Origin of the sequence: Glycomyces sambucus, from assembly GCF_900102815.1 — a bacterium.
Classification (GTDB): domain Bacteria; phylum Actinomycetota; class Actinomycetes; order Mycobacteriales; family Micromonosporaceae; genus Glycomyces; species Glycomyces sambucus.
In genome coordinates this window covers 707028-732959 of sequence record NZ_FNGF01000002.1, presented here as the reverse complement: position 1 = coordinate 732959, position 25932 = coordinate 707028, and the positions used below count along the sequence as shown (strand labels likewise).

22 protein-coding genes are annotated in these 25932 nt (G+C 72.9%); 9 read left to right on the top strand and 13 right to left on the bottom strand.

Annotated features, from left to right (window positions below):
* Window positions 1-85 precede the first annotated feature (85 nt).
* The 3 genes from BLS99_RS08540 to BLS99_RS08530 all read right to left on the bottom strand — a co-directional run bounded on the left by BLS99_RS08540 (window position 86) and on the right by BLS99_RS08530 (window position 3752).
* Window positions 86-352 (bottom strand): DUF2277 domain-containing protein, encoded by a 267-nt coding sequence (locus tag BLS99_RS08540; RefSeq protein ID WP_091046865.1) that lies wholly within the window; start codon window positions 350-352, stop codon window positions 86-88.
* An 82-nt stretch (window positions 353-434) separates the two neighbouring features.
* Window positions 435-1082: an aminoglycoside phosphotransferase family protein gene (locus BLS99_RS08535; RefSeq protein ID WP_091046861.1), complete on the bottom strand. Its 648-nt coding sequence runs from the start codon at window positions 1080-1082 to the stop codon at window positions 435-437.
* Window positions 1083-1232: 150 nt separating this feature from the next.
* Window positions 1233-3752: an ATP-binding protein gene (locus BLS99_RS08530; protein ID WP_176953257.1), complete on the bottom strand. Its 2520-nt coding sequence runs from the start codon at window positions 3750-3752 to the stop codon at window positions 1233-1235.
* Between the two features lie 145 nt (window positions 3753-3897).
* Between BLS99_RS08530 and BLS99_RS08525 the strand changes: the two genes are divergently transcribed.
* On the top strand, window positions 3898-5151 hold the full coding sequence (locus BLS99_RS08525) for an MFS transporter (RefSeq protein ID WP_176953256.1): 1254 nt from the start codon (window positions 3898-3900) through the stop codon (window positions 5149-5151).
* Window positions 5152-5246: 95 nt separating this feature from the next.
* Here the strand turns inward: BLS99_RS08525 and BLS99_RS08520 are convergent, their stop codons facing one another.
* On the bottom strand, window positions 5247-5924 hold the full coding sequence (locus tag BLS99_RS08520) for a response regulator (protein ID WP_091046853.1): 678 nt from the start codon (window positions 5922-5924) through the stop codon (window positions 5247-5249).
* On the bottom strand, window positions 5921-7504 hold the full coding sequence (locus tag BLS99_RS08515) for a sensor histidine kinase (protein ID WP_091046849.1): 1584 nt from the start codon (window positions 7502-7504) through the stop codon (window positions 5921-5923). The genes BLS99_RS08520 and BLS99_RS08515 overlap by 4 nt, the downstream gene beginning before the upstream one ends.
* 108 nt (window positions 7505-7612) lie before the next feature.
* Between BLS99_RS08515 and BLS99_RS08510 the strand changes: the two genes are divergently transcribed.
* Complete coding sequence (locus tag BLS99_RS08510; protein WP_091046845.1) at window positions 7613-8983, top strand: cation:dicarboxylate symporter family transporter; 1371 nt, start codon at window positions 7613-7615, stop codon at window positions 8981-8983.
* 63 nt (window positions 8984-9046) lie between these two features.
* On the opposite strand, the gene BLS99_RS08505 is transcribed toward BLS99_RS08510, so the two are convergent.
* A complete protein-coding gene (locus tag BLS99_RS08505; RefSeq protein ID WP_091046842.1) occupies window positions 9047-9826 on the bottom strand; it encodes a hypothetical protein in 780 nt (259 codons plus the stop codon).
* Window positions 9827-10015: 189 nt separating this feature from the next.
* Here BLS99_RS08505 and BLS99_RS26130 point away from each other — a divergent pair, with 189 nt between their 5' ends.
* Complete coding sequence (locus BLS99_RS26130; RefSeq protein WP_091046838.1) at window positions 10016-12505, top strand: ATP-binding protein; 2490 nt, start codon at window positions 10016-10018, stop codon at window positions 12503-12505.
* Between the two features lie 54 nt (window positions 12506-12559).
* On the opposite strand, the gene BLS99_RS08495 is transcribed toward BLS99_RS26130, so the two are convergent.
* A complete protein-coding gene (locus tag BLS99_RS08495; RefSeq protein WP_091046835.1) occupies window positions 12560-13081 on the bottom strand; it encodes an NlpC/P60 family protein in 522 nt (173 codons plus the stop codon).
* A 258-nt stretch (window positions 13082-13339) separates the two neighbouring features.
* Here BLS99_RS08495 and BLS99_RS08490 point away from each other — a divergent pair, with 258 nt between their 5' ends.
* The 6 genes from BLS99_RS08490 to BLS99_RS08465 all read left to right on the top strand — a co-directional run bounded on the left by BLS99_RS08490 (window position 13340) and on the right by BLS99_RS08465 (window position 19637).
* Window positions 13340-14353, top strand: a complete 1014-nt coding sequence (locus BLS99_RS08490; protein ID WP_091046831.1) for a LacI family DNA-binding transcriptional regulator — start codon at window positions 13340-13342, stop codon at window positions 14351-14353.
* A gap of 153 nt (window positions 14354-14506) precedes the next feature.
* Complete coding sequence (locus tag BLS99_RS08485) at window positions 14507-15427, top strand: carbohydrate ABC transporter permease (RefSeq protein ID WP_091046827.1); 921 nt, start codon at window positions 14507-14509, stop codon at window positions 15425-15427.
* A complete protein-coding gene (locus tag BLS99_RS08480; protein WP_091046823.1) occupies window positions 15417-16247 on the top strand; it encodes a carbohydrate ABC transporter permease in 831 nt (276 codons plus the stop codon). Before BLS99_RS08485 ends, BLS99_RS08480 begins: the two co-directional genes overlap by 11 nt.
* A 20-nt stretch (window positions 16248-16267) precedes the next feature.
* A complete protein-coding gene (locus tag BLS99_RS08475; protein ID WP_176953255.1) occupies window positions 16268-17581 on the top strand; it encodes an ABC transporter substrate-binding protein in 1314 nt (437 codons plus the stop codon).
* Window positions 17582-17607: 26 nt separating this feature from the next.
* Window positions 17608-18732 (top strand): Gfo/Idh/MocA family protein, encoded by a 1125-nt coding sequence (locus BLS99_RS08470; RefSeq protein ID WP_091046815.1) that lies wholly within the window; start codon window positions 17608-17610, stop codon window positions 18730-18732.
* Complete coding sequence (locus BLS99_RS08465; RefSeq protein ID WP_091046812.1) at window positions 18729-19637, top strand: DUF6807 domain-containing protein; 909 nt, start codon at window positions 18729-18731, stop codon at window positions 19635-19637. Before BLS99_RS08470 ends, BLS99_RS08465 begins: the two co-directional genes overlap by 4 nt.
* 76 nt (window positions 19638-19713) lie before the next feature.
* Here BLS99_RS08465 and mnhG read toward each other — a convergent pair whose 3' ends face one another.
* From mnhG to BLS99_RS08435, 6 genes are read right to left on the bottom strand one after another with little or no spacing between them, the layout of a single operon-like run.
* The gene (gene mnhG, locus BLS99_RS08460) at window positions 19714-20097 is read right to left on the bottom strand and encodes a monovalent cation/H(+) antiporter subunit G (protein ID WP_091046809.1); all 384 of its coding nucleotides are present in this window, start codon (window positions 20095-20097) and stop codon (window positions 19714-19716) included.
* Window positions 20094-20354 carry an MrpF/PhaF family protein gene (locus BLS99_RS08455; RefSeq protein WP_091046805.1) on the bottom strand — a complete coding sequence of 87 codons (261 nt, stop codon included), beginning with the start codon at window positions 20352-20354 and terminating at the stop codon, window positions 20094-20096. The genes mnhG and BLS99_RS08455 overlap by 4 nt, the downstream gene beginning before the upstream one ends.
* Window positions 20351-20914, bottom strand: a complete 564-nt coding sequence (locus BLS99_RS08450; protein ID WP_091046800.1) for a Na+/H+ antiporter subunit E — start codon at window positions 20912-20914, stop codon at window positions 20351-20353. The genes BLS99_RS08455 and BLS99_RS08450 overlap by 4 nt, the downstream gene beginning before the upstream one ends.
* Window positions 20911-22467 (bottom strand): Na+/H+ antiporter subunit D, encoded by a 1557-nt coding sequence (locus tag BLS99_RS08445; RefSeq protein WP_091046798.1) that lies wholly within the window; start codon window positions 22465-22467, stop codon window positions 20911-20913. Before BLS99_RS08445 ends, BLS99_RS08450 begins: the two co-directional genes overlap by 4 nt.
* Entirely contained in the window at window positions 22464-22904 is a 441-nt protein-coding gene (locus BLS99_RS08440; protein WP_091046796.1) for a Na(+)/H(+) antiporter subunit C, read from the bottom strand. The genes BLS99_RS08445 and BLS99_RS08440 overlap by 4 nt, the downstream gene beginning before the upstream one ends.
* Window positions 22901-25720, bottom strand: a complete 2820-nt coding sequence (locus BLS99_RS08435) for a Na+/H+ antiporter subunit A (RefSeq protein ID WP_091046790.1) — start codon at window positions 25718-25720, stop codon at window positions 22901-22903. The genes BLS99_RS08440 and BLS99_RS08435 overlap by 4 nt, the downstream gene beginning before the upstream one ends.
* Window positions 25721-25932: the final 212 nt, after the last annotated feature.

Genomic DNA, 25932 nt, shown 5'->3' with positions numbered 1-25932 from the left:
CAGGACGGAGGCGGAGCCGGGCGATCCCCACGGATCGCCCGGCCCCTCAGTGGAAGGAGGGCGACCGGCCGCCTCGGAGCCGGTGCTAGCCGAACCGCTCGGCGGCCCGCGCCTTCGCCTTGGCCGCCTCCTCTTCGCGGTCCTTGGGGGCCGCGGTGGTCACCAGGGCGTCCAGCAGCTCCTGAGTGGCCGCGGCGACCGCGGCGACGGCCTTGTCGAACGCCTCCTCGTTGGCCTTCGACGGATGGGTCGAGCCGCTGAGCTTGCGCACGTACTGCAAGGCCGCGGCGGCGACCTCCTCCTCGGTGGCGGGCGGCTCGAAATTGAACAGGGTCTTGATACTCCGGCACATGCCCCTAAGATGCCACGGAACACCGACAACCGGGCCCGAGCGGCAATCCGGTTGACCGGCGGGGCCCTACCGCACCCCTCGCTCACTCCTCCCACGCCGAGGTCGCCGCGATCAGGCCCGTCCAGCGCCGCACCCCGCTGCCGCCGGGGGACCAGCGCTCGTTGAACTCGCGGTAGACGGTGCAGCGCTCGACCATCGCGGCCCGCCGCTCGGGCCACGGCGGCACCGGCAGGCCGTACGCGGCGTGGAGCGCCCCGATCGCGCCGACGTCCTCGGCGTGGTGCGTGCGCACGATCCACTCGCACCACGCGAGGTCGGTGAGCGCGTCGCCGTAAGAGGAGAACTCCCAGTCCAGGACCGCCGTGACGGTGAACGTCTCGGGGTCGACGAGCACGTTGTTCGGTCCGAAGTCGCCGTGCACCAGGCTGGTCCCGGGCGGCGCCGGTGCGGCGAGCATCAGCCGCAGCACCTCGCCGCAGGCCCGCATGACCCCGGCGGCGTGCCCGGCCTTCATCAGCTCCTGGCCGTGCACCCCCGCGACGAAGCCCATGGTCACCGACTCCGCGTCCGATCCCAGCAGCGGCGGCACCGGCACCGCCCCCTGGAGCCCGGCGAGCCTGCGCCGCTCCAGATCGAGCCGCGCCGCCGCGTCCGGCCCGTCATAGCGCTTGACCACGGTCGTGCCGTCGCCGACCGTCCGATTCGTGTACCCGTGCCGCAGTGGTCGCATCCCACCATCCTCACGGCACCGTCAAGGGGATTCGCGGTCAAGGGGATTCGCGGTCGAGGGGATCCCTGGTCAAGAGAATGCGCAGTCAAGAGAGTGCGCACTCGAGAGGATGCGCGGTCGAAAGGATGCGCCGCCGAGCGGGTCCGGACGTCAGGCCGGTCCGGCGTCGAGGGCCGCGAGATTGGCGCGGACCTCGGCGGCGGTGGTGTGCTCGTGCTCGGTGAGGATGTCGAGGGCCTCCCGCCAGGCGGTGCGGGCGGCGTCGCGGTCGCCCGCGGAGTGGTGGAGGTCGCCCAGGGCCGCGAGCGTCTCGCCGACTTTCAGGTGCTCGCCGAGCTCCCGGTTGCGTTCGAGCGTGCGGAGGTAGAAGGAACGCGCCCGCCCGTGGTCGCCGAGCCTCCCGTGGACGAGCCCGAGACTGCTCCAGATGTCGGCCTCCAGCGTGTCGCGGAAGCCGGGTTCCAGCTCCTGGCACACTTCCAGCGACTGCTCGCAGTGGCCGAGGGCTTCGGTGTACTCGCCGACCTGCGCCTCGTAGAAGCCGAGCGTGAGCAGTCCGCGGGCCACCCCGATCCGGCTCCCTGCGGCCTCGAACAGCTCCAGGAAGCGCCGGGAGTGGTCGCGTGCCTCCGCGTAGCGTCCCTGCAGTCCGGCGAGACCGGCCAGGCTGCTGTAGGTCGAGGCCTGCCCCACCGGGTCCTCCGCCCGGCCCGACAGCTCCAGGGCCCGCACCAGATGCGCGCGGCTCTCCTCGAACCGGCCGAGCCCGGTGTCGCTCCACGACAGCATGCGGTGCACATGCGCCTGCGCCGCGGGCTCGCCCATCCGCTCCGCCGCCTCCAGCGCGGCGTACTTGAGCGCGGCCTGGTCGCGCAGCAGGCCGCGGACGCGGGAGAACCCGTAGAGCGCCCATGCCGCCTGCCAGACCAGGGCGTCGAACTCGCCGGGGGGCCGGCCGGCCGCGGTGGCGGTCATCCCCAGGTGCTCCGCGTCGAACCACGCCAGCGCCGCGTCCCGGTCGGTGAAGGTCTCCGGGGCGGCACCCGGGCTCGGCTCGGCGAGCGGGACCGCGAGCTCGTGCATGCTCTGCTGCAGCAAGAGCGCGGCGGGGTACGCGGTGTGGACGTAGTGGTCGAGCAGTCGTCGCATCGCCTTGCGGCGCTCGACGTCGGAGTCGGTGCGCCGCGTGATCCCGGCGGCGTGGTCGCGCAGGAGGTCGTGGAGGGAGAACCGGCCCCGGGCGTCCTCGGCGAGGAGGTTGGCCCGGGTCAGCTCCAGCAGCGCGGACCGCACCTCGGTGGCGTCGAGTCCGGCGAGGCTGCCGGCGAGCGCGGCGGACACGTCCGGTCCCGGGTGCAGGCCGAGCAGCCGGTACAGCCGCCGGGCCGGCGCCGTGAGGCGCCGGTAGGACGCGTCCATGACCGCGGCGACCGAGGTCGAGGGGTCGGTCGGACCTGCGGCCAGGCGGCCGAGCCGGTCGTCTGCCAGCAGGCGGGTGTACTCGCCGATCGAGGACGAGTCCACATGGTGCGTGAGGTAGTTAGCCGCGGCGATGTGGATCGCGAGGGGCAGGCGACCGCAGGCCGCGGCGAAGGCCGCGATCTCGCCGTCTCCGGCGCCCTTGGCGACCGGGCGCCCCAGGAGGCTTCGCACCAGTGACGCCGCCTCGGCGGCGGTGAGGGTGTCCAGTGCCAGGTCCGCGATGCCCGGATGGGTGGCGCGCAGGCCGCCGAGCCGGTTGCGGCTGGTGACGACCACCAGGCATTCCGGTTCGTCGGGCAGGAGCGGGCGGACCTGCGGCTCGGCGTGGGCGTTGTCGAGGACGATGAGCAGCCGCCGGCCCTTGAGCGCTTCCCGGTACTGCGCGGCGAGTGCGTCCGGAGTGCCGGATACGCCCTTCGGGTCGACGCCCAGCTGCTCCAGCAGCCTGGTCAGCGCCTGCTCCGGGTCGGTGGGCGGCACGTCGGCGAAGCCGTTGAGGTTGAGGTACAGGCAGCCGTCGGGGAACCGCGCCCGCACGGCCCGGCTGCGGGCCCAGTGGACCGCGAGCGCGGTCTTGCCCACTCCGCCGATGCCGGTGAGCGCCGAGATGACGACGGCCCGGCCGCGGTGGTGCTCGCGCAGCAGCCGGTCGAGGCGGCGCAGCTCCTCGTTCCGGCCGGTGAAGGCCCGGTTGTCGGCGGGCAGCGTGCGGGCCGGCCAGTCGTCGGAGGGCGGGGGAGCGGTGAGGGAGGTGCCGGTCAGGCGGCGTCGGACCTCGTCGAGCTGGACGCGCTGGCGCAGGTCCAGTCCCAGGCGGGGGTTGCTCAGGAGCAGGTCGAAACGATCGGGCTCGTCTCCGGCCGGAGGCCGGGGGAGGTGCTCGCCCTTGAGCCAGTAGTAGATCGTCACCCGGCTGACATCCTCAGTGGACTCCGCGATTTCCCTGACGGTGCAGCCGGAGTCGGCGATGCGGGCCCGCAGCCACCGGCCGAGTCGCACTGGGGAGTCGAGGTGCGCGAACTCGCCGTCGTCCCCGGCCCGGCGGCCGGCGAGCCAGGCCCGCACCGTCTCCTCTCCCACGCCCAGCTCACGGGCGACCTCGGCCACGGACCGGCCGGTCTCGTTGAGGTGCAGGGCAAGCCAGGCGGCGAGTCTGGCGACGGTGCCGGGGGGCGGACTCGCGGTCACGGAACGGTGCCTCCGTAAGGGTGGGCGCCGGTGCGCCGAGCACGGGTTCAACGAAGTTCAATGGACTCTACTCCTCAACGCGCACATCGGATTCAATGGCGCAGTCCGCTCCCCCCTGCGGACCGGGACGATCCAGAGGAGACGCATGAACGAGCAGGCCGCCAGGTTCCGCGACGTGTTCTCCGTCCGCGAGTTCCGGGTGCTCTGGATCGCCCAGACCCAGTCGCGCATCGGCGACCAGTTCGCCCGCGTCGCTCTGGCGCTGCTGGTCTTCGACGGCACCTCGTCGGCGGCCCTGACCGCGCTCGTGTACGCCTCGACGTATCTGCCCCCGCTGCTCACCGCCCCGCTCCTGGCCGGCCTCGCGGACCGGTACTCGCGCCGCACGGTGATGTGGACGGTCGAGGTCCTGCGGGCGGGCCTCATCGGGCTCATGGCGATCCCGGCCGTGCCGCTGCCGCTGCTCGCGGTCCTCGTGGTCGCCGCCTCCTGCCCCGACCCGCTGTTCTCCGCCGCCCGCGTCGCGACCCTCCCCAGAGTGCTGCCGGACGGCCGCTATCAGGTCGGCATGAGCATCAGCAGCTCCACCGACGGCATCGCGCAGATCGTCGGGTTCGCCCTCGGCGGGGTCGTCGTGGCGGCTACCGGCAGCCCGCACCTGGTGCTCGCGATCGACGCGCTCACCTTCCTCGCCTCGGCCGCGCTTCTGCGCCTGGGCCTGCGCCCCCACCTGCCCGAGACGGACGGGACGTCTACGGCCGCAAGGGGGTTCGCGCTCGCCGGGATCAAACTCGTGGCGGGGGACCGGCGCCTGATGGGACTGGCCGCACTGGTGTGGACGTTCGGGCTGTTCGTCGTCCCCGAGGCGGTGGCCGCGCCGTACGCGGCCGAGATCGGCGCGGGCGAGGCCGCCGTCGGCCTGCTCATGGCCGCCGACGTGGTGGGCATGGTGATCGGCGCGCTGCTGGTCGCCCGGCTCGGCGCGGACCTGCGTCGGCGCTTGACGGTGCCGCTCGCGTTCGCCGCCGGACTCCCGCTGTCCGCCACGCTCCTCGCGCCGCCACTCCCGGTCACGGTCCTGCTCTGGGCCCTCTCGGGCCTGGCGTCGAGCTACCTCGTCCTCGCGCAGGTCAGGTTCGTGCAGCTGGTGCCCGACGGGATGCGCGCCCGCGCCGTCGGCTTCGCCGCCGCGGGCCTCCAGACCGCCCAGGGACTCGGGATGGCGACCGCCGGCGTGCTCGCCGAGGCGTTGGCGCCCTCGACGGCCATCGCGGTGTGCGGCGCCGCCGGATCGCTCGGCGCCGTCGTCGTCGCCCTTGCGTTCGGACTCATCGGAACCGGTGCGACGCGGACCGATCCGACCCCGGCCGAAGACCGTCCAGAACCGAGTCGAACTTGAGGGAGGAGGAGCCATGACGAACAACCACAAGGACACCAGCTGGCCGTAACCACATGCCGAGCGGCGGCGGCCGGGACCCTCGGGTCCCGGCCCCGTCAGCGGCGCACGGGCGTGTAGTGCACCTCGGGGCGGCCGACGCTGCCGTAGACCGGGGTGCGCCGCGCGAGGCCGTTCTCGGCCAGGTATTCGAGGTAGCGGCGGGCGGTGACGCGGGCGATGCCGAGGCCGGTGGCGATCGACGCGGCCGAGAGCCCTTCGGTCGCCTCGTCGAGCGCCGCCGTGATCGAGTCGAGTGTCGACGCGCTGAGGCCCTTGGGGAGCGGCCCCGGGCCCGCCGTGCGCAGCTCTGCGAGCATCCGGTCCACGTCGCCCTGGCCTCCGACCTCCCCGGGCCGCGCCACCTGCGCCCGCCACGCCGCGTACGTCTCCAGCTTCCCGCGCAGGGTCGCGAACGTGAACGGCTTGAGCAGGTACTGCATCACCCCGGACGACACCGCCGCCCGCACCTCCGAGAGGTCCCGCGCCGAGGTCACCGCGATGACGTCGACCGGCGCGCGGGCCGCGCGCAGCGCCGCGCACACCGCCAGGCCGTGCGTGTCCGGCAGGTAGAAGTCGAGCAGCACCAGGTCCACCGAATGCTTGGCGCAGAAGCGGATCGCGTCGTTCCCGGCGTGCACCACCCCGGCCACCGCGAACCCGGCGACGCGCTCGACATAGGCCCGGTGGGCCTCGGCGGCCACCGGGTCGTCCTCGACCACCAGTACGCGGATCATCGGTCCGACGATATCGGCAGCCGGACGGTGAACACCGCGCCGCCGCCGCCCCCGTTCGCGACCGCGACGGTCCCGCCGTTGCGGCGCACCGCCTGCCCGACCAGCGCCAGGCCCAGCCCGCGGCCCTCGCCGCCGGGCTTGGTGGACCAGCCCCGCCGGAAGATGTCCGCGTCCGCCTCGACCCCCGGACCGGAGTCCGCGACCCGCACGAACAGCCCCCCGGCCTCGGTCCGCACCGTCACCTCCACCCGCGGCGACCGGGCCGCCGCGCCCTCCACCGCCGCGTCGAGCGCGTTGTCGACGAGGTTGCCCAGGATCGTGATGAGGTCCCGCGCGTCGACGTCCTCCGCGGCGTCCATCGCCGTGTCCGCCGTCAGCTCCAGCTCCACTCCGCGCTCGCTCGCCTCGCTCAGCTTCCCCAGCAGCAGCGCCGCCAGCACCGGCTCGCTCACCGCGCCCACCACCCGGTCGGTGAGCTGCTGCGCCGTCTCCAGCTCCGCCGTCGCCAGCGCGACGGCGCGGTCGGTGCGCCCCAGCTCGATCAGCGAGATCACCGCGTGCAGCCGGTTCGCCGACTCGTGCGCCTGCGACCGCAGCGACTCCGCGAACCCGCGCACCGAGTCCAGCTCCCCGGTGAGGTGCTGGAGGTCGGTGTGGTCGCGCAGCGTCACCACGTTCCCCATCGCCCGGCCCCGCGACGCCACCGGCATCGTGTTCACCAGCAGCAGCCGCGTGTCCGTCAGGTGCAGCTCGTCGACCCGCGGCCCCGCGGCGGTCAGCGCCGCCGCCAGGTCCGCGGCGAGGCCCAGTTCGGCGACCGGGACCCCCTTGACGTCGTCGGGCAGCCGCAGCAGGTCGAGCGCCGCGTCGTTGCACAGCGCCACCCGCCCGTCGCGCCCCACCAGCACCAGTCCCTCGCGGACCGAGTGCAGGATCGCCCGGTAGTACTCGAACATGTCCCGCAGCTCCGCGGGCGCGACCCCGCGCGTCTGGCGCCCCAGCCGCGCGCTCACCAGGTAGCTCCCGGCCACCCCGACCACGAGGACGCCGGCCGCGACCGCCGCGAGCGGGACCAGCCGCTCGTGCAGCTCGTCGGCGATCGCCTCGATGGTGATCCCCGCGGCCACCAGCGCCACCACGCCGCCGCCCGCGCCGAACACCGGCACCACCGCGCGCATCGACGGCCCCAGCGTCCCGGTGTACGTCTCCGTGAACGCCTCGCCCGCAAGGGCCTTCGCGGTGTTCCCGATGAACTCGTTCCCGATCTGGGCCGGGTCCGGGTGCGCGTAGCGGATCCCGTCCGGGCTCATGATCGTGATGAAGTCGACCCCCGTGTCCGCGCGGACCCGCTCGGCGAACGGCTGGAGCGCCGCGCTCGGATCGGCCGCCCCCAGCGCCGCGGTCACGCTCGGCGAGTCGGCCACCGTGGAGGCGACCGCGAGCACCTCGTCCCGTGCCTTGTCGTCCACCGCCCGGCCCGCGTCGGCGTACGCGAGCGCCGTCCCGGAGCCGACGATGAGGCCGACCAGGACGAGCTGCAGCACCAGGAGCTGCCTGGCCAGGGGCCACGGTTTGGTCACGCCGTATTCCACCACGGGCCGTTCACGCGACCGAAATGAACTTAATAGTGACTCGCTTCACAGGTGTCTGGATACTTTCGGAAACTCACCCTGCACGAGGAGACAACGATGTCCACGCCTCCGCCCCCGAAGCGGCGCGACCGCACCCACTACCTCTACCTCGCCGTCATCGTCGCCGTCCTCGCCGGCATCGCGGTGGGCTTCGCGTTCCCCGAGTTCGCCAAGCAGCTCAAGCCCCTCGGCACCGGCTTCGTCGCCCTCATCAAGATGATGATCGTCCCGATCATCTTCTGCACCATCGTCCTGGGGATCGGGTCGGTGGCCAAGGCCGCGAAGGTCGGCAAGGTCGGGCTCATCGCCCTCGGCTACTTCCTGCTCATGTCCACGTTCGCGCTGGCGATCGGCCTCGTGGTCGGGAACGTCCTGCACCCGGGCTCGGGCATGGACCTCGACCCGTCGGCCGCCTCGGCCGCGCAGGAGCAGGCGTCGGAGGACGGCAGCCACGGCACCGTCGACTTCCTCCTCGGGATCATCCCCGAGACCATGGTCTCCGCGTTCACCTCCGGCTCGGTGCTCCAGGCGCTCCTGGTGGCCCTGCTCGCCGGGTTCGCGCTCCAGAAGATGGGCCCAGCGGGGGAGCCGGTCCTGACCGGCATCGGGCACCTCCAGCGGCTCGTGTTCCGCATCCTCGCCATGATCATGTGGGCGGCCCCCGTGGGCGCGTTCGGCGCCATCGCGGCCGTGGTCGGCGAGACCGGCTGGGACGCGCTCAAGAGCCTGGCGGTCATCATGCTCGGCTTCTACGCGACCTGCCTGCTGTTCGTGTGCTGCGTCCTCGGCGCCGTCCTGTGGCTCGCCGCCCGCGTGAACATCTTCCAGCTGCTGCGCTACCTCGGCCGGGAGTTCCTGCTCATCGTCTCCACCTCGTCCTCGGAGTCCGCGCTGCCGCGGCTCATCGCGAAGATGGAGCACCTCGGGGTGAGCAAGCCGGTCGTCGGCATCACCGTGCCCACCGGGTACTCGTTCAACCTCGACGGCACCGCGATCTACCTGACGATGGCGACCCTGTTCATCGCCACCGCCCAGGGCGACTCGCTCAGCCTCGCCGAGCAGGTCTCGCTGCTGGTCTTCATGATCATCGCCTCCAAGGGCGCGGCGGGCGTCAGCGGCGCCGGCATCGCGACCCTCGCCGGCGGCCTCCAGTCCCACCGCCCCGAACTGGTCGACGGGGTCGGCTTCATCCTCGGCATCGACCGCTTCATGTCCGAGGCCCGCGCGCTCACCAACTTCGCCGGGAACGCCGTCGCCACCGTCCTCATCGGCACCTGGACCAAGGAGTTCGACCGGGACCAGGCCGCCCGCGTCTTCGCCGGGAGCGAGCCGTTCAACGAGGCGACCCTCGTCGACGACCACGAACCGGCCGCACCGGCCCCCGACGTCCCCGAGCAGCCCAAGGACAAGGCGCTCGAACCGGCTTGACCGCAGGGAGAGCGAGCGGCCGGCGCCCCCGCAGGGCGCCGGCCGCTCCTTCCTTGGGAGGTGTCAGGAATGCGTGAGGTCGGACGCCGGGCGCAGTTCCACGGTGCCGTCCTCGGACTGGATGCTGTTCTCCGGGGTGTCACCCTGGATGCTGTTGTCGGGGGTGTCGCCCTGGATGTTGTTGTCGGGAGCCGGCGGGGGCCCGCCGACCACCGCGGTCGCCGGGGTGCCGTCCGGGTTCAGGACCGGCTCGCCGGCCGCGTCCAGGACGCCGACCGTGTTGCCCTCGCTCGGGAACGCCGCGGGCGCCTCGGCCGCGCTCAGCGAGTAGTCGGGGAGCCAGTGGTGGCCCGACCAGACCGAGCCGCCGAACCAGTTGTTGTTCCACACGTAGCCGGTGCCCATGGTGCCGTACCAGCCGGTGCCGCAGTAGGGCAGGCCGGACATCCACGCCTCGATGATCCACTGGTTCGTCGACCCGGAGTTGTACGCCCAGTCGGTGTAGGCGCACAGGTACCAGGCGCTGCCGTTCCACGCGTAGACCTCGATCTTCGCGGCGATGTAGCCGCCGGGCCGGTCGTGGGTCTTCGCACACGGGTAGGCGCCCCACGGGGTCGCCAGCACCGTGTACGACTTGGCGTCGACGCGCGCGTAACCGCCGCCGTCGCCATGCGAGATCTCCGCGCGCACATTGGTGCAGAGGTCGTTGCTGCGGTAGACCTCGCCTTCCTGGTACACGTAGTGCGCCGACGCGGGGGAGGCGCCGAGCAGCACGAAGGCCATCGCGCCCGCGGCGACCGCCGTCAGCGTCCGCGCGGAGCGGGCCCAATCGCGAATCCTCATGTCACTTCCTTTCCACCAGGGCGCCAAGGGGACTGTGCGCACCCGGCCCCCCGATCCTGCGCGCCTCGACCTGCCCGCGGCGGTTCCCGAACGAAAGCGAACGGCCCGCCCCACGCCCGCCGCCCCGTCGCCGCGGCGAGCTACGATCGCACCTCCCGACGTGCGCGCGCGAGGTCCCGAGGAGGCGCTGTGGCACAGGAGCGGACCGACCCGCGGACGATCCAGGTCCTGGACGACCTGGCCGGATACCTGCGCGAACTGCGCACCGACGCCGGAGGCGCGTCCTTCCGCGCCATCCGCACCGGCATCCGCGACCTCTACAGGCGACGGTCGGCGCCGGAGGAGCCGCCGTCGCTCTCGGCCCTCCACGGCTACTTCCAGAACGGCCGCGTCCGCATGGACCCCGGCACCGTGCTCGACATCGCCCGCGTCCTCGGCCTCGACCCCGCCGGGCTCGACGCCCTCGAACAGGCGTGCCGCCGCGTCCTCGACCGCGCCAACCGCTCCCTCATCGTCACCACCCGCGCCGACGTCCCCGCCCCCACCGCGCGCTTCACCGGCCGCCGCGCCGAACGCGACCGCATCGCCGCCCTCGCCGCCGCCGACGGCCCCGCCGTCATCGCCGTCGAGGGCATGGCCGGCATCGGCAAGACCGAACTCGTCCACCAGGCCGCCCGCGACCTCATCGACGCCGGCCGCACCGACGGCACCCACCTCTACGCCGACCTGCGCGGCTACGACCCCCGCGAACCGCCCGCCGCACCGGACGCCGTCGTCCGCGGCTTCCTCGGCCACCTCGGCGTCCCCGGCCGCCGCATCGACGCCCTCACCCCCGCCGCCCGCGCCGCCCTCCTCCACCGCGAACTCGCCGACCGCCGCCCGCTCCTGGTGCTCGACAACGCCGCGGACGCCGCCCAGCTCCGGCCCCTCCTGCCCCGCGGCCCCGGCGCCGTCGCCCTCGTCACCAGCAGGCGCCGCCTCACCGACCTCGACGCCGCCCGCCTCCCGCTCGACACCGTCGCCGCCCCCGACGCCCTCGACCTGCTCCGCCGCTACGACCCCACCGGCCGCCTCGACACCAGCCCCCGCGACGCGGCCGCCCTCATCGACCTGTGCCGCAGCCTCCCCCTCGAACTCGCCGCCGTCGGCCGCCAGCTCGCCAACAAACCCGACTGGGACCTCGCCGACCACGTCGAACGCCTCCGCCGCGTCCCGCCCCACGAGCACTCCGGCCCCGCCCTCGCCCTCTCCTACGCGGGCCTGCCCGAGCCCGCCCAGCGCCTCTTCCGCCTCCTCGCCGTCCACCCCGGACGCCGCTTCACCGCCGCCGACGCCGGCGCCCTCGCCGGGACCGGTGTCGCCGCCGCCCTCGACCTCCTCTACGACGAGAGCCTGCTCCTGCGGCGCGGCGACGGCCCCTACGAGTTCCACGACTCGGTGCGCGCCTACGCCACCGGACTCGCCCACCGCGAGGACCCCGCCAGCCGCCAGCGGGCCGCCGTCGGCCGCCTCCTCGACCACTACCGCGAACGCCTCGAAGCGGCCGGCGACGCCGCGAACGCCTGGGTCGTCGGCGAGCGCGCCGACCTCCTCGCCTGCCTCCACACCGACGGCCACGACGAGGCCGTCGCCGCCCTCGCCGTCCTCCTCAACCGCCGCCTCCGCCTCCTCGGCCACTACGGCGACGCCCGCCTCTGCAACCGCCGCCTGCTCCTGGTCGCCCGCCGCGCCGGCGACCCCGCCCGGCAGGCCGACGCCCTCGCGGGCCTCGCCGAGATCGACCGCCTCACCGGCCGGTTCCGCTCCGCCGCAGAGGGATTCGAGGCCGCACTGCGCCTGCGCCGCCGTCTCGGCGACCGCGCCGGAGAGGCCGACGCCCTCCGCGGCCTCGCCCAGGCCGCCTCCAACCACGACTACCCGGCCGCCGCGCGCCGGTACCGGGCCGCCCTCGCCCTCCACCGCGAACTCGGCAACCGCACCGGCGAGGCCGAAGCCCTCTGGGGCCTGGCCGAGATCGCGATGTCCGTGGGCCACTACACCGCCGCCGGGGCGAACGCCGCGGCCGTCGCCGCCATCTGCCGCGACATCGGCAACCGGGTCGGCGAAGCCTACGGCCTGCGCGCCCTCGCCGACGTCGCCGTCGAGACCGGCGACCTCGACACCGCGACCCGCCACTACCGCCGCTCCCTCGCCCTCTGCCGCCGCACCGGCAACCGGCGCGCCGCCGCGAACGCCCTGCGCGGCATGGCGACCGCCGCGCAGCGCGCCGGGCGCACCGACCGGGCCGCCTCGCTCCACCGCCGCGCCCTCGACCGCTACCTCGCCATCGGCGACATCGCGGGGGAGGCCGACGCCCGCCGTGGCCTCGCCGAGGCGGCCATGGCGGACGGCGACACCGAGGCCGCCGAACCCGCCTTCCGGCGCGCGCTGGCGATCTACCGCGAGACCGGCGACCGGCACGGCCAGGCCCACGTCCTCGCCGGACTCGGCCACTGCGCCCGCCTCGCCCACCGGCCCGCCCGCGCCGAGCGCTACTGGCGGCAGTCGCTCGCGCTGGCCGAACGGCACGGGCTGCTCCTGGTCGCCGAACTGCGGCGGCTCCTCGCGCTCTCACCGCGCGAGCCGGTCGCCGATCCGCTGCCCGAATCCGAGGCCGAGCGCGTCCCGGCCGACCGCTGACCGGCACGCCGGCGGCGGCGGGGCCCCGGCCCCGCCGCCGCCGCCGCCGAGCACTCAGTCGCGGATGTTCCGGTACCGCCGCGGGATGTAGCCCTGGGACCGCAGCGAGGCGGGGGACACCTGGATGTGCCGCATGTCGCTCGCGGGCGTCGCCAGGTCGTAGATCCAGATGTTCGAGCCGTCGCCGCGCATGTGGTACAGCATGCAGTGGTTGTCGTAGGCGTTGACGACGTCGCCGGGCTTGAGCTCGCTCCACTCGATCTTGGCCGCGATGTCGGGGATGCTCCTGGTGCTGTGGCCCGGGGTGGAGGTGTGCCAGCACATCGAGACGAAGCCCGAGCAGTCCTGGCGGTAGGTGTGGTTGCCGTCGATGTCGCTGGCCCGGCTGGCGCCGTTGTACTGGATGTTGCGCAGGAACCAGTTGCGGGCCCGGTCCATCACCTCGTTGCGGTGGACGATGCCCCGGTACTCCGCGCTCGCCGGGCTGGCGACGGCGAGCACGGGGAGCGCGGCGGCGGGGACCAGGGCGGCGGTCTGGAGCAGGCGTCGCCGCGAGAGCAGCGGTCGTTCGGTCATGCGGTACTCCTCTGAGGGATGGCCGGCCGGGGTGTCCGGTCGGCATGCCCTCCATCCTTCGTGGAGCCGGGGCCCCTGGCGAGGCGGAACAGGGGCGGGACAGCGGCGAGACGGCAGCGTGCGCCCCTTCGGCGGCCCCGGCCGCGCCCGTTCGCGGCGCCCTGGAAGGGCCGGGAGGCGCCGCCCGGCGGCCGGGCCCAGAGTGAACGTTCATCCTTGTGTCAAGATGGTCACCAGTCGAGAAAGGAGACCGGGCCGATGACCGAGGGTCCCAGCGTCCGGCGGCGGCCGACGATCCGCGAGGTCGCGCACCTCGCCGGAGTCTCGCACCAGACCGTCTCGCGCTACCTGCGGTCGAGGGAGGGCCTCAAGCCCGGCACCCTCGAACGCATCGACGCGGCCGTGCGCGAGCTCGACTACCGCCCCAACCTGCTCGCGAGGTCCATGCGCACCAAGCGGACCGGGCGCATCGCCGTGCTCATGCCGAACATGGTGAACAACCCCGCGCCCATGCTCCGCGGCGCCGCGGGCGCGGCCCACGAGGCCGGGTTCACCGTCGAGGTGACCGCCCCCGAGGGCGGCGCCGAGGAGCGCACCGCGCGCCTGCTCGAACTCGCCGACTCCGGTCGGGTCGAGGGCATCCTGGCACTGGCCCCGATCCTGCCCGCCGCCGCGGACCGCCTCCACGGCGACGCCACCGTGGTCGTCTCCGCCGACTTCGACGACAAGATGCGCGGCCTGGGCGAACTCTCCGAGGCCGCGCCGGTCTACGAGCTGGTGCAGGGCCTGGCCGAACTCGGCCACCGCCGCCTGTTCCACGTCGCCGGCGACCTCGAGTTCGCCTCCGCGCGAGCGCGGAAGGCCGCCTACCTCGACGCCGTCGAGTGCCTCGGCCTCGAATCGGTGGGCGTCTTCGCGGGCGGCTACCGGGCCGAGACCGGGGTCGAGGCCATGCGGTCGCTGACCGCCGGGCGCCTGCCCACGGCCGTGATCGCCGCCAGCGACGGCATCGCGGCGGGCGTCGTCCGCGGCGCCCGCGACCGGGGCCTGGAGGTCCCGCGCGACCTCAGCGTCACCGGCTGGGACGACCTGGAGATCGGCCGCTTCATGCCGCCCTCGCTCACCACCGTCCACGTCGACCTCGAAGGGCTCGGCCGCCGTGCCATGATCCGCCTGGTCAAGGCCCTCTCCGGGGTCGAACTCGCGCCGTCCCCGCGCCCGCTGAACCAGGTGATCTGGCGCGAGTCGACGGCGGTCGCGCGCACGGTCTGACCCGTGCCCGGGCAAGCGCTGTATTGACATTTCGCGGAGGTTTCACTAGTTTGGTCGGCATCGCAATAGTGAACGATCACTAAAACGTCGATCCGAAGGAGTATCGATGCCCTCCCGACCGGGCCGCAGGCCCCGACCCCGCCACCCATCCCCATGACGGCCGCCGCCGAACTGCGCGAACTCCGCAGCACCCCAGCCAAGTCCAAACCGGAGAACAAGGCCGCGTTCTGGTTCCTGCTCCCGTGGTTCCTCGGCCTCTTCGCCGTCACCCTCGGCCCCATGGCCGCCTCGCTCTACCTGAGCTTCACGAAGTACAACCTGCTCCAGCCGCCCGAGTTCACCGGGACCGCCAACTTCGAGCGGATGCTCACCGACGAGCGCCTCCACTCCTCACTGGCCGTCACGTTCACCTACGTGCTGGTCTCGGTCCCGCTCCAGCTCGGGCTCGCGCTCGGCCTCGCCGTCCTGCTCGACCGCGGCATCCGCGGCCTCGGCTTCTACCGCTCGGTCTTCTACCTGCCCTCGCTGCTGGGCGCGAGCGTCGCCATCGCCGTCCTGTGGCGCACCGTCTTCGGCACCGAGGGCCTGTTCAACGAGGGCCTGGCACTGCTGGGCATCGAAGGCCGCGGCTGGATCGCCGACCCCGAGACCGCCCTGTCGACCCTCATCACCCTGAACGTGTGGACCTTCGGCTCGCCGATGGTCATCTTCCTCGCCGGCCTGCGCCAGATCCCGGTCATGTACTACGAGGCCGCCGCCGTCGACGGCGCGAGCCCCCTGCGGCGCTTCACGAGCGTGACCCTGCCGCTGCTCACCCCGATCATCTTCTTCAACCTCGTGCTCCAGATCATCCACGCCTTCCAGTCGTTCACCCAGGCGTTCATCGTCTCCGGAGGCACCGGCGGCCCCACCGACTCCACCCTGTTCTTCTCGCTGTACCTCTACCAGCGCGGCTTCGGCAACTTCGACATGGGCTACGCCTCCGCCCTCGCCTGGCTCCTGCTGGTCATCATCGGCGCGTTCACCGCGATCAACTTCTGGGCCTCGAAGTACTGGGTGCACTATGGCGACTAGGCTCCGCGCGCTCCTCAAGCACCTGTTCCTCATCGCCTGCGCCGCGGTGATGCTCTACCCCGTCCTGTGGATGGTCGTCAGCTCGATGCGGCCCAACGACGAGATCTTCCGCAGCCCCGGCCTCATCCTCACCGACCTGGAGACCGGCAACTACGAGGCCGGCTGGAACGCCTTCGAGCACCCCTTCGGGTACTTCATGGTCAACTCCGCGATCGTGGTCCTCGGCGCCATCATCGGCAACCTCGTGGCCTGCTCCATGGCCGCCTACGCCTTCGCGCGCCTGGAGTTCAAGGGCCGCCGCTGGTGGTTCGCCGTCATGCTCCTGACGATCATGCTGCCGGTCCACGTCATCATCGTCCCGCAGTACGTGCTGTTCTCCGAGTTCGGCTGGGTCAACACGTTCCTGCCGCTCATCGTCCCCAAGTTCCTCGCCACCGACGCGTTCTTCGTGTTCCTCATGGTCCAGTTCATCCGCGGCATCCCGCGCGAACTCGACGAGGCCGCCCGCATCGACGGCGCCGGGCACCCCCGCATCTACACCCGGATCGTGCTGCCGCTCATGGTCCCCGCGCTCGCCACGACCGCGATCTTCACCTTCATCTGGACCTGGAACGACTTCTTCGGCCAGCTCATCTACCTCATCGACCCGGACATGCACACCGTCCCGCTCGCCCTGCGCGCCTTCGTGGACCAGCAGGCGGGCACCAACTGGGGCGCGACCTTCGCGATGAGCGTCGTCTCGCTCCTGCCGGTGTTCCTCGTCTTCCTCTTCGGCCAGCGGTTCCTCCTGCGCGGCATCGCCACCACGGGAGGCAAGTGATGCGACCTGAAAGGACCGCCGTGACCCGACCGAACCTCACGCGCCGCGCCCTCGGCAGGGCCGGGCTGCTCGCCGCCGCCCCGGCCCCGCTCCTCGCCTCCTGCGGGATCGGCGGAGGCGGCGAGATGGTGCTCAGCGACGAGCCCGTGGAGCTGCGCCTCTCCTGGTGGGGCTCGGACCTGCGCGCCCAGCAGACCAACGAGGCCATCGCCGCCTTCGAGAAGCAGTACCCGAACATCACCGTCCGCGGCGAGTACAAGGAGTTCGGCGCCTACTGGGACGGCCTCGCGACCACGTTCGCCGCCAACGACTCCCCGGACGTCGTGCAGATGGACGAGCAGTACTTCAACTCCTACAGCGCCCGCGGCGCCCTGGTCGACCTGAACGAGGCGGGGGAGTTCCTCGACCTCTCCAAGATCGAGCCGGACCTCCTGTTCACCGGGCAGGTCGACGGCGCGCAGTTCGCCCTGCCGATCGGCTCCAGCGTGCTCGCCTTCGCCGTCAACGCCGACATGTTCGCGCAGTACGGCATGGAGCTGCCCGACGACACCACCTGGACCTGGGACGACTACGCCGCCATCGCCGCCGAGCTCGACGCCCGCGGCGGCGGCGACATCACCGGCTCGGGCATCACCGGCGGGGTCGACGTCGGCTCCGTCCGCTACTGGGCCCGCCAGCGCGGCAACGAGCTGTTCGGCGCGGACGGCGACGTCACGCTCGACCCGGACCTCCTGGTCGGCCTGTGGGAGTACTACCTCGGCCTCATCGAGTCCGGGGCCACCGACACCCCCGAGCAGATGGTCGAGGACACCGGCGCGGGCGTCGAGGGCGGCGGCCTCGCCACCGGCCGCACCGCGTTCGGCCAGATCCACAACACCCAGATCAGCGCCCTGCGCCAGGGCTCGGGCGCCGACATGCGCCTGCTCCAGCTCCCGCAGCACGACGGCACCCCCGGGAACTTCATCAAGCCCGGCATGTACTGGGCCGTGTCCGCCGGCAGCGCGCACCCGGCCGAGTCGGCCCTGCTGGTCGACTTCCTCGTCAACACCGAGACCGCCGCCGACATCCTCGGCACCGAGCGCGGCGTCCCCGCCAACACCGAGATCCTGGCGTACCTCGCGCCGCAGCTCGACGAGAGCGAGCAGATCGCCGTCGACTACCTCGCGGCCACCGTCCCGGGCGAGCCGCTGATCGTGGTCCCCAACGGGGCCAGCAGCGTCAACCCGCTCCTCACCCGCCTCGGACAGGAGGTCTACTTCGGACAGACCTCGCCCGAGGACGCAGCCGAGGCGTTCATCACCGAACTCCAAGGCGAGATCGACGCGACGAAGTGACACCCAGAACAGGAGCACACCACCGCATGCAGCACCCGAAACACCGCGCCGCCGTCGTCGGCACCGGCGGCATCGCCCACCGGCACGCGCAGTCGCTCGCCGCGCTCGGCGACCGGGCCGAACTGGTCGCCGTCGCCGAACTCGACCCCGACCGCGCCGCCGCCTTCGCCGCGCAGTACGGCGTCCCGGCCGTCTACGGCACCGCCGAAGCACTCCTCGCCGCCGAGGAACTGGACCTCGTCCACCTCTGCACCCCGCCGAAGACCCACGCGCCCTTGGCCATCGCCGCGATGCGCGCGGGCGTCCCGGTCCTCGTCGAGAAGCCCACCGCCCTCAGCCTCGCCGAGATGGACGAGCTCGCCGCCGTCCAGGAGGCCACCGGCACCCCCGTCCTCACGGTCTTCCAGCACCGGTACGGCGCCGCCGCCGTGCGCCTGCGCCGCCTCCTGGAGGCCGGCGTCCTCGGCCGCCCGCTCGTCGCCGTCTGCGAGACCCTCTGGTACCGCGACGACGACTACTTCGCCGTCCCCTGGCGCGGCACCTGGGACGCCGAGGGCGGCGGCCCCACCATGGGCCACGGCATCCACCAGTACGACCTGCTCCTGTCGGTCCTCGGCCCGTGGACCGAGGTCCGCGCCGCCGCCGGGCGCCTCTCGCGGCCCACCGACACCGAGGACGTCTCGATGGCGCTGGCCCGCTTCGCGAACGGCGCGCTCGCCACCGTGGTCAACTCAGTGGTCTCGCCCCGCGAGGTCTCCCGGCTCCGCTTCGACTTCGAGCACGCCACCGTCGAGGTCGAGCACCTGTACGGCTACACCGACGCCGACTGGCGCTTCACGCCCGCGCCCGGCCACGAGCGCCTGGCGGACATGTGGATCCCCGACGACGCGGCCCCGGCGAGCGGCCACGTGCTCCAGATCCGGTCGATCCTCGACGCTTTGGACAGCGCGTCGGAAGGCGATGCGACCGAACCCGGCGTCTCCCTCGCGGAGGCCCGCCGGACCCTCGAGTTCGCCGCCGCCACCTACGCCTCGGCCTTCCGGGGCCGGCCCGTCGCCGCCGGGGAGATCACCGGCGACGACCCGTTCGCCCGCGGCATGGACGGCGGCGCCGTCCCGTGGGCCCCCACCAGGAAAGCGGTCACCGCATGAGTCTCCGAGCCCGGCACGACATCGGATCGTCCCTGACCGTCCTCGACGGCGCGACCCCGCTGCTGCGCTACGTCTACCGGCCCGACACGCCCCGACTGGAGTCGCCGAAGCCGTACCTGAGCCCGCTCCACGCCCGCTCGGGACGCCAGGTGAGCCTGTTCCGGCCCTGGGACCACGTGTGGCACAAGGGCATCGCCTGGTCGCTGCCGGTGGTCGAGGACGAGAACTTCTGGGGCGGACCGACCTACGTCCACGGGCGGCACTACGTGCAGCTCGACAACAACGGCACCCAGCGCCACCGGGACATCGCGCGCCTCGACGCCGACGGCGACCGCGTGGTCTTCTCCCACGACCTCGAATGGACCACCCAGGCGGGGGAGCGGTGGTTCACCGAGCGCCGCACCGTCGCGGCGAGCCTGCTCTCCCCCGAGGCGTGGGCGCTCACCTTCGACACCGCGATGACCAACGTCTCCGGGCGCGACATCGCGATCGGCTCGCCGACCACGCGCGGGCGCGAGAACGCCGGGTACGGCGGCCTGTTCTGGCGCGGCCCGCGCTCGTTCACCGACGGCACCCTCGTCACCGCCGACGCCTCCGGGCCCGGCAGCGAGATGCGCGGCGGGCGCCACGAGTGGATGGCCTTCGCCGGGCGCCACGACGAGGACGACGCGAACGCGCTGGTGCTCATGGTCGACCACCACGAGAACCCGCAGCACCCGCCGCAGTGGTTCGCGCGCAGCGAGGAGTTCGCCGCGCTCAACCCGGCGCCGTTCTTCAGCGAGGAGCTGACCGTGCCCGAGGGGACGACGGTCCGCTTCCGCTACGGCGTGGGGATCGCCGACGCCGACGCGAGCGCCGCACCCGACCTCGCGGACGCGGTCCGCGCGGTCCTCAAGGAAGCCTGATCCGGAGAGGGACGGCCCGCGCGCCCGGAGCCGGGCGCGCGGGCCCGCTCATGCCGGGACCTGCCCCGCCGCTCGTTCACGGACGCCGCTCCGGGTTCGGGGCGGTCTGGTCGGCGTACTCGTCGAGGTGGGGCGCGAGCTCGTCGGTGAGGAGGAGGTCGGACCGGGTCTGGCCGTCGCGGTAGGCCGCGCGCCCGACCATGTGGGCGGCGACGGGCGCGGTGGCGAGCTGGAAGACCGCGATGAGCACCATCGTGGTGATGTCGAGGACGGTGCCGATCCGGATGGCGCAGCCGGTGAGGACCAGCAGCAGTCCGAGCACCTGCGGCTTCGCGGCGGCGTGCATGCGCGAGAGCAGGTCCGGGAAGCGCAGCAGCGCGATGCCGGCGGCCAGGCTGAGGAGCGCCCCGGTGACCATGCAGACCGCGGCGACGGCGTCGAGGACGCCCTGGACGGTCACCGCTCCTCCCTGGTGACGAAGCGGGCGACGCTGACCGCGCCGGTGAAGCCCATGAGCGACACCACGACCAGCACCGGCAGGGCCGTGGGGTCGCGGGTGAACGCGGCCTCGGCGGCGATGGCGGTGACGGTGATCGCCAGGAGCACGTCGGTGGCGACGATGCGGTCCAGTGTGGTGGGTCCGCGCACGATCCTGACGAGGGTCATGGCGCAGGCGGCGGTGAGCAGGACGGCGATGGCGACGGCGGCGACGGTCATGCCGCGGGCTCCTCTCGGGAGTCGTTGACCTTGCGCAGCTCCGCGTCGGAGCCGATGGCCCGCACGAGCCGCGCCTCCAGGCGCAGGACCTCGGCGCGGAGGTGTTCGAGGTGCGCGGCGTCCTTGACGCCGAGCATGTGGATGTACAGGGTCCCGGTCCGCTGGTCGGCCTCGGCGATGAGGCTGCCGGGCACGAGCGAGACCGCCTCGGCGACCAGCGTCATGTTCAGGTCGCTCCTGACCCGCAGCCGCACGGCCACGATGGCGCTCTTGGGTTCGCCGGGCCGGAACGCCAGGAACGCGACCTGGAAGCTCGCCACGACGAGGTCGAAGAAGAAGCGGGCGAAGAACGTGACGACGTGGAGCGGCCGGAGCCTTCCGCCGAACTTGACCGGCGGGAGCGGGAAGACCACGAGGAGCAGGACGGCGATGACCGCGCCGGAGATCGTGTTGAGCCAGGTGAAGGACCCCCACAGGAGGTTCCACACCAGGATCAGGCCGATCACGGCGGTGACGCGGCTGCGCAGCCGCTCGCGCTTGGTCAGGGACGGCCCGTTCACGGCGCACCGCCCGGGAAGACGGCCTCGATGTACGGGGTGCGCTCGATGAGGTCGCCCGCGGCCTCCGCGGTGAGCTCGAACAGCGGCCCGGCCACCACGGTGAGCGCGATGCCGAAGGCCACCAGTGCGACCGTGGGCGCGAGCATCATCCGCGGCAGGAGCACCGCGGACCCCTCGGTGTCGGGCGTGCCGACGCCGCTGCGGTTCCCGGCGCTGTCGGCGACGGGCATGTCCGGGTGCGGGGTGCGCCAGAACGCGAGGTTCCAGACGCGCCCGATCGCGTACAGCGTGAGCAGGCTGGTGACGACCCCGCCCGCGACGACCGCCCACGCGAGCGGCCCGGACGCGTCCACTCCGGCCTGGAGCAGGCCGAGCTTCCCGAGGAACCCGGAGAACGGCGGGATGCCCGCGAGGTTGAGCGCGGGGATGAAGAACAGGATGGCGAGCACCGGCGCGAGCCTCCCCAGGCCCCCGAGCCGGTCGAGCGCGGTGGAGCCGCCGCGGCGCTCCACGAGCCCGGCGGCGAGGAACAGCGTGGTCTGGATCGTGATGTGGTGGGCGATGTAGAAGATCGCGCCCGAGAGCCCGGCCTCGGTCGCGAGGGCCACCCCGAACAGCATGTACCCGATGTGGCTGATGAGCGTGAAGGACAGGAGCCGCTTGAGGTCGGACTGCGCCACCGCGCCGAGGATGCCCACGACCATCGTCAGCAGCGAGACCACCAGCAGCACGTCGCCGATGCGCCCGTCGGGGAACAGCAGCGTCTCGGTGCGGATCACCGCGTACACGCCCACTTTCGTGAGCAGGCCCGCGAACACGGCCGTCACCGGCGCGGGCGCGGTCGGGTAGCTGTCGGGCAGCCACGCCCCGAGCGGGAACACCGCGGCCTTGATCCCGAACGCCAGCAGCAGCATCCCCTGCAGCAGCAGCCGCAGGTTGTCGGGGAGCGCGTCGAACCTCCCGGCGAGCTGCGCCATGTTCAGCGTGCCCGTGGCGGCGTAGACGAGGCCGAGCGCGCTCAGGAAGATCACCGAGGACAGGAGGCTCACCACGACGTACGTGGTGCCGGCCCGGATGCGGTTCTCGGTGCTGCCCAACGTGAGCAGCACGTAGCTGGCGACCAGCAGCACCTCGAAGCCGACGTACAGGTTGAACAGGTCCCCGGACAGGAACGCGTTGGTGACGCCGGCGGTGAGCGCCAGGTACGTCGGGTGGTACACCGACAGCGGCGTCTCCTCGTCGCCGTCGGCCGCGCCCTGCCCGATCGAGTAGACCAGGACGCACAGGGTCACCGCGGTGGAGACCACGAGCATGAGCGCGGCGAGCTTGTCGGCGATGAGGACGATCCCCAGCGGCGGCGGCCAGCCGCCGACCGCCACGACCTGCGGGCCGTCGGCCACCGTGAGCCACAGGAGCATCGAGGCGACGGCGAGCGTGGCGGTGAGCGCGGTGAGGCTGACGGTGCGCTGGGCGGCGGGCCGCCGGGCCATGACGAGCGTCAGCGCGGCCCCGAGCAGCGGGATGACGACCGGGAGCGGGACGAGCCAGGTCATCGGCGCTCCTGCGGCTCGCACGTGTACACCGGGGCCGGGAGGTCGTCGTCGCCGCTCTCCTTGGCGTGCGGGCCCTCGTCGCGTTCGGCGAGGCCGATGATGCGGGTGTCCTCGTCGTCGTCCTGGACCTCGTCGTGGCCGAGGAGCTGCCAGCTCCGGTAGGCCATGGCGAGCAGGAACGCGGTGATGCCGAGGGTGATGACGATGGCGGTGAGGATCATCGCCTGCGGGAGCGGGTCGCTCATGTCCTCGTCGGGCCCGCCGCCGACGATCGGGGGCGTGCCGAACGCGCCGCCCATGAGGATGAGCACGTTGACGCCGTTGCCGATGAGGACCACGCCGATGATGATCCGCGTCAGCGTGCGTTCGAGCAGGAGCGACACCCCGGCGCCGACGAGCACCCCCACGACGACGACGTACACCAGGTTCGGGGTCATGCGGCCTCCTTCTCGGGCAGGGCGTCGGCCTCCTGGTTGCGGTCGATCTCGGCGCCGAGGCTGCGCAGGATGTCGAGTACCAGGCCGACCACCACGAGGTACACGCCGATGTCGAAGAACGTGGAGGTGACGAAGTGGACGTGCCCGACCAGGGGCAGCTCGAAGTCGAGGACGGCGCTCTGGAGCACCTTGCCGCCCAGGACCATCGAGGCGGCCCCGGTGCCGACCGAGACGAGCAGCCCGGTGCCGAGGAGCTTGCCCGCGTCGACCGGCGCGGCGGCGTTGAGCTCGGCCCGCCCGCCCGCGAGGTAGCGGATGGCGAGCGCGATCCCGGCGACCAGGCCCCCGGCGAACCCGCCGCCGGGGTGGTTGTGGCCGGTGAACAGCAGGTAGATCGAGAACAGGACGATGGTGTGGAACAGCAGCCGGGTGACCACCTGGAGGATGATCGCCTGGTGGCTGCCGTCGGACTCGGGCCGGGCCAGCCACTTGACGTGCTCGCCGGTCTTCGGCGGCGCCGGCCTGGACCCGCCGCGGCGGTGCATGAGCCGGTCGCGGCCGAAGATGAGGCTGGCGACGCCGGTGGCGGCCACGAGGAGGACCGCGATCTCGCCCATGGTGTCCCACGCGCGGATGTCGACGAGGATGACGTTCACGATGTTGTGCCCGCCGCCGTAGCTCACGGCCAGGTCCGGGAACAGGTCCGAGACCGGCGCCGCGGTCCGGCCGCTCACGGCCGCGTAGGCCATGCCCGCGACCACGGTCCCCGCGGCGATCCCGATCGCGACCCTGAAGCGCCGCACCCGCTTCACCGGCCGCTCGGAGAACCCGGCGGGCAGGCGCCGCAGCACGAGCACGAACATGACGATGGTGACGGTCTCGACCAGGAACTGGGTGAGCGCCAGGTCGGGCGCGCCGTGGAAGATGAACAGGGTGGCGACCCCGTAGCCCGAGACGCCGGTGAGGACCATCGCCGTCAGGCGCCGCTTCGCGGTCGCGGCGGCGATCGCCGCCGCGACGATGATCGCCCCGGAGGCGAGCTGGAGCGGGGTGTCGAACGGCTTGAGCGCGAGGGGCCAGGGCCCGGCGAACAGGAGCATCCCGCCGCCGAACACCACCAGCGTCACCAGGATGACGCCGAGGTAGAACGGCAGCGAACCGCGCTGGGTGCGCCCGGTCAGCTCGACCGCGGCCCGGTCGACCCCTTCGAGCGCCCGCTTGTAGACCGTCCCGGACTTGAACGGGAGCTTCAGCGACCGCCAGCCGCTGGTCCGGCGCGTCGCCAGGTACAGCACCGCCCCGGTCGCGAGCGCGATCCCCGAGAAGCCGAGCGCGGGCGTGAACCCGTGCCACAGCCCCAGGTGGTAGGCGTGCGCGGTCGCGGGGTACCGGTCCGCGTACGGGGCCAGGAGCCCGTCGGCGCCCGCGGCGAGGAGCCCCGCGCCGAGTCCGGTGAGCGCCAGGACCACCGGCGCGGCGATGAACCCCGGGCCGACCGGCGCGAACTCGCGGTCGTCCACGTCGTCCTTGCGCGCGAACGCCCCCCACAGGAACCGCAGCCCGTACCCGACGGTGAGCGCCGATCCGGCCACGAGGACGGCGAGCATCGCCCGCGACCAGGCCCCGCCGTCCCAGAACGCGGCCAGCATCGCCTCCTTCGCGACGAACCCGAGCGTCGGCGGGAACCCGATCATCGAGGCCACCGCGAGGACCGCGGTCGCGGCCAGGACCGGCCTGCGGGCGCCGAGGCCGCTGAGCGAGTAGATCTCGCGGGTGCCGGTGGTCTTGTCGACGATGCCCACGACCAGGAACAGCGCGGCCTTGAACATGGCGTGCCCGGCCAGGAGCGCGGCCCCGGCGAGCGCCGCCGTCCGCGTCCCGGCGCCGAGCACGATCGCGATCATCCCGAGCTGGCTCACCGTCCCGTACGCGAGCATGAGCTTGATGTCGGTCTGGCGCAGCGCGGTCCACCCGCCGAACAGGAACGTCACCGCCCCGCAGGCCCAGACCGCCTGCTGCCACGGCGGGTCGGAGGCGAACGCGGGGGTGAGCATCCCGATGAGGAACACCCCGGCCTTGACCATCGCGGCGGCGTGCAGGTACGCGCTCACCGGAGTGGGCGCGGCCATCGCGCTGGGGAGCCAGAAGCTGAACGGGAACACCGCCGACTTCGACAGCGCCCCCAGCAGGACCAGCACCAGCGCGGACACCAGGTACGCGCCGCCGGGCGGGTCCGCCAGCACCTCGGAGAGCCGGTAGGTGCCCGCGTGCTGGCCGAGCATGATGAACCCGGTGAGCATCGCGAGCCCGCCGAACGTGGTCACCAGGAGCGCCTGCATCGCGGCCCAGCGGCTCGCGCCCTTCGCCGGGTCGTGTCCGATGAGGAGGTACGAGAAGACCGAGGTCAGCTCCCAGAACACGTACAGCAGCAGCAGGTCGTCGGCGACCACGAGCCCGAACATGGCGCCCGCGAACGCGCAGAACACCGCCGCGAAGCGCCCGAGCCCGTCCTCGCCGGGGGAGAAGTAGTGGGCGCTGTAGGCGAGCACCAGCGCGCCGACGCCGCCGACCAGGAGCACCATGAGCCACGGGAACGCGTCCATCCGGAACGCCAGCTCCAGGCCCAGCCGCGGCACCCACGGGTGGACCTCCGCGACCGCGCCGCCCGCGCGCACCGTCCCGGTCTGCGCGAGCGCCCACGCGAACGTCGCCGCGGGGACGGCGGCGACGACGTAGAGGGCCTTGGGTCCGAGCAGTCTGACGAGGGCGGGGGCGAGCATCGCCGCGGCGGCGTAGCAGGCAAGCAGTACCAGCAAACGACCCCCCGGGAACACGACCACGCCGACTTGGCACCGACCCTATCCGCTCGCCGGGGGTCCGTGCCAAGTTCGACGCTCTGAAACTCGAATTGTCTACAATGCTCATGTTCCGGTCCGACCTCCGCCGACGCCGCCGGACCCGTCGACCGAACCCGTCGGACGTGACGACCGTTACCCGGCAGTAGAGTGAGGGCGCCCACCCGCCCGAT